We start from the raw sequence: 3384 nt of genomic DNA on the forward strand, positions 1-3384 counted from the left end.
CCAGGTGGTGGAAGTCGCCGGCGGCTGCCTGTGCTGCAGCGCCCACGCCGGCCTGCGTCAGGCGCTGCAGCAGCTGCGCCGGCACGATCCGACGCGCATTCTCATCGAGCCCACCGGCCTCGGCCATCCGGACACGCTCATCGACGCCCTGCGCCACGCCCCGGGCATGCGGCTGTTCAAGGTCATCAGCCTGGTCACGCCCGCTCAACTGACGCCCGAACGCTGGCGGAAATCCGAACTGCTGCGCAAGATCGTCACCCTGGCCGACCTGCTCGTATTGAACAAGATCGATCTTTCCACCGATCAGGATAGAAAACTGGCCCATGACTTGCTTGAAGCACTACCCCAGCCGCCGGAGGTGGTGGAGACGACTCGGAGCAGCCTGATGCTGGAAGAGGCACTGGCAACTCCCCACCGGCCCCTGAAACTGTGGCCGGCCACAGAAGGCCACGTCACGCGGTCGCCGGCGCCCCACGACGCGGCGCTGACCGGTCTGCTGGAGGCATGGCGGCTGGAAGAGGACGGGCTGCTGTCTGTCGGCTACCGCTTCAGCGCGGACACCGTCTTCAGCCGGCCCACGCTCAGGACGCTGTTCGAGCAGACACCGCCACTGCACGCCAAGGGCCTGCTGCGCACAGGACGCCACTGGCAACTGCTGCAGTGGACGGATGACCGGCTGACGCTGGAAGACTACGCCTGGCGAACCGACAGCCGCCTGCTCGTCTTCTGGCCGGCAGACCGGCGGCAGGATATTGCCGCCTTTGAAGCGGCGTTGAATGGAACTGCGAGGTTGAAACCGCTATGAGCTCAACGGACAACCACACCCCCTCCCGCAAGGGCCCCAGCATCCTGCGGCGGCTCAACCTCTCCTTCATGGCCTTCGGTCTGGCCATGGGCATGATCTTTCCGGTCTATTCCAGTTTCTTCGTGGAGTGGAAGCCGGGCATGCTGCCGTGGTTCGTGGCCGGTGCGCTCATGGCCGGCGCCATGGTGGGGCTGGTCAACTACTGGCTGCTCAAGTGGATCCTGCTCAGCAAGCTCCGGCGCATCGCCGAGGTGGCCAACCGCGTCAGTCAGAAGGATGTCAGCTTCCAGTGCTCCATGACCAGCGCCGACATGATCGGCGACATCATCCACAGCATCAACACCATGACGGCCAACCTGCGTCAGATCGTGCTGCAACTGACCGAGGACAGCCAGCGGCTCACCGCCATCGCCCGCACGCTGGGCCAGACGGCGGACACCTCCTGCAGTCACGTGCACGAACAGAAGGGCAACGCCCAACGGCTCAACGAGAACATGCACCTCATCGCCACCGGTGCCGAAGATGTGGCCCGCCATGCCGACACCGCCTCCCGCGCAGTGGACGAAATGGCCGAGCAGGCGCAGGCAGGTCAGGAAAAGGTACGCGCCTCCCAGCAGGCGGTGCAGACCATGGCCGATCGCAACCGCGAGGTCATTGAGCGTCTTGACCGTCTGGTGCACTCCACCGACCGGGTCAACCAGATTCTCGACACCATCCGCGACATCGCCGATCAGACCAATCTGCTGGCCCTCAACGCCGCCATCGAGGCGGCCGCCGCCGGCGAACACGGCCGCGGCTTCGCCGTGGTGGCCGATGAGGTGCGCAAACTGGCCGGCCACACCCAGAAGGCGGTGGACCAGACCCACGACCTGCTGGTGACGCTGGAAAATGAGGCCAAGGGCACCGCCAGCCTGGCCGCCAGCGCCACCGAGCAGGTCACCGTGAGCACGGAGCGGACCACCGAGGCGCTGCGCGACATTGAAAAGATCACCCGGGACATCGACACCCTGCGCCAGCTCAACCATGCCATCCGGGACACGGCCCGCCAGCAGCAGGCCTCCGTGCAGACAGTGGCCGGCCTGAGCGAGAGCATCACCCGTGCCTTCGAGGAGATCGACCAGGCCGCCAGCGCCCTGACAGAAAGCAGTCACGAACTGACCCGACAGGTGGACACCCTGCAGGAACTGGTGGGCAGCTTCCGCACCTGAACACCTTTCGTCGCTGGAACCGGGCGGCAGGCCCCATCACGGCAGGCCCAGCCGCCTCGTCGGCAGGCGGGCAAAACATCCATCCGGCACCCGAGGCGCCCTCAAGGCACATGAGAACGCACACACCCTCCGCAGCGCCGTGCCCGCCCTTGCCAAACGCCCGACCTCTCCACCCCGAAGCGCGCAGCACCCGAACGGCCCGTCCACACCATGTAACACGGGGTCTCCCCCAGTTTTGCAGGGTCGGCTTCAAGCCGGCTCGCCGCACCGCGGAAAATGCATGGAAAAACCGTCCGAACAGCTCCGAAGGACGGGGTCTCCCCCAATTTTGCAGTCTGCCGCCCAAAGCGCGGCGTACCGCACAGGGCTCTGGCCATCGCAACAGGGCACCACGGCGGCTTTAGGCGCATTCAAGGCGTGGGATGACGGGGTCTCCCCCATTTTTACGGAATGCCCGCCGAACGCGCTCGGCGCGCGCCGGGTTCCTGCAGGGTTTTAGGCCATTTGCTATGATATGTGGCCCATTTTTAGTCAAGATCAATCACGGATGAACCAGACACTGCCGGATATCGCCTGCGAGACCCGGGCCGCCGCACAGGGCAAGCTCAACTGGGTCGGCATGAGCCAGATCGAACTGCCCATCCTCGTGCGGGATGGCAACGGCGAGACGGTGCGGGTACCCACGCTGGCCGACGCCTTCGTCAACCTGACCGACCCCGCCAGCAAGGGCATTCACATGTCGCGCCTCTATCTGCGCATGGACGCCTTCTCCAATGAGGCGCCGCTTTCCGTGACCGGCCTGCGGCAGTTGCTGGAGGATTTCATCAGCTCCCACGACGGCCTGAGCGACAGCGCCCATGTGGCCTTCCGCTTCGACTACTACGAGCGCCGTCCCTCGCTGCTGAGCGACAACAGCGGCTGGAAGCACTATCCGGTGGAGGTGCGCGCCCAACTGCGCCGGGGCGCGTTCGCCTGCGAGCTGGGCGTGGAAGTGCCCTACTCCTCCACCTGCCCCTGCTCCGCCGCCCTGTCGCGCCAGCTGATCCAACAGGCCTTTGCCGAGCGCTTCGCCGGGCAGACACAGATCTCCGTGGAAGAAGCGCTGGCCTGGCTGGCCACGCCGGAGGGCGTCAACGCCACGCCCCACAGCCAGCGCTCCATCGCCCAGGTGCGCGTGCGTCTGCAGCCGGAAGCGGAGCTGGACATCTCCGCCCTGATCAGCCTGATCGAAGGCGCCCTGCAGACACCGGTGCAGGCCGCCGTCAAGCGGGAGGACGAGCAGGAGTTCGCCCGCCTCAACGCCGCCAACCTCATGTTCTGCGAGGACGCCGCCCGCCGCCTGCAACAGGCCCTCAACGCCGCGGAAGAACA

General features: G+C 66.1%; 3 protein-coding genes. All 3 read left to right on the plus strand.

Features of this window, described 5'->3' with window-relative positions; all coding sequences use genetic code 11:
• On the plus strand, positions 1-805 hold an 805-nt coding region (locus tag F8K16_RS07725; RefSeq protein WP_294948991.1), incomplete at its 5' end, for a GTP-binding protein.
• On the plus strand, positions 802-2013 hold the full coding sequence (locus F8K16_RS07730; protein WP_294948993.1) for a methyl-accepting chemotaxis protein: 1212 nt from the start codon (positions 802-804) through the stop codon (positions 2011-2013). The genes F8K16_RS07725 and F8K16_RS07730, both read left to right, overlap by 4 nt.
• 547 nt (positions 2014-2560) lie before the next feature.
• Positions 2561-3384: GTP cyclohydrolase FolE2 (gene folE2 / locus F8K16_RS07735; RefSeq protein WP_294948996.1), on the plus strand; the 824-nt coding region annotated here is incomplete at its 3' end.

It is taken from the genome of Sulfurivirga sp. (genome assembly GCF_015490265.1).
Taxonomy (GTDB): Bacteria; Pseudomonadota; Gammaproteobacteria; order Thiomicrospirales; family Thiomicrospiraceae; genus Sulfurivirga.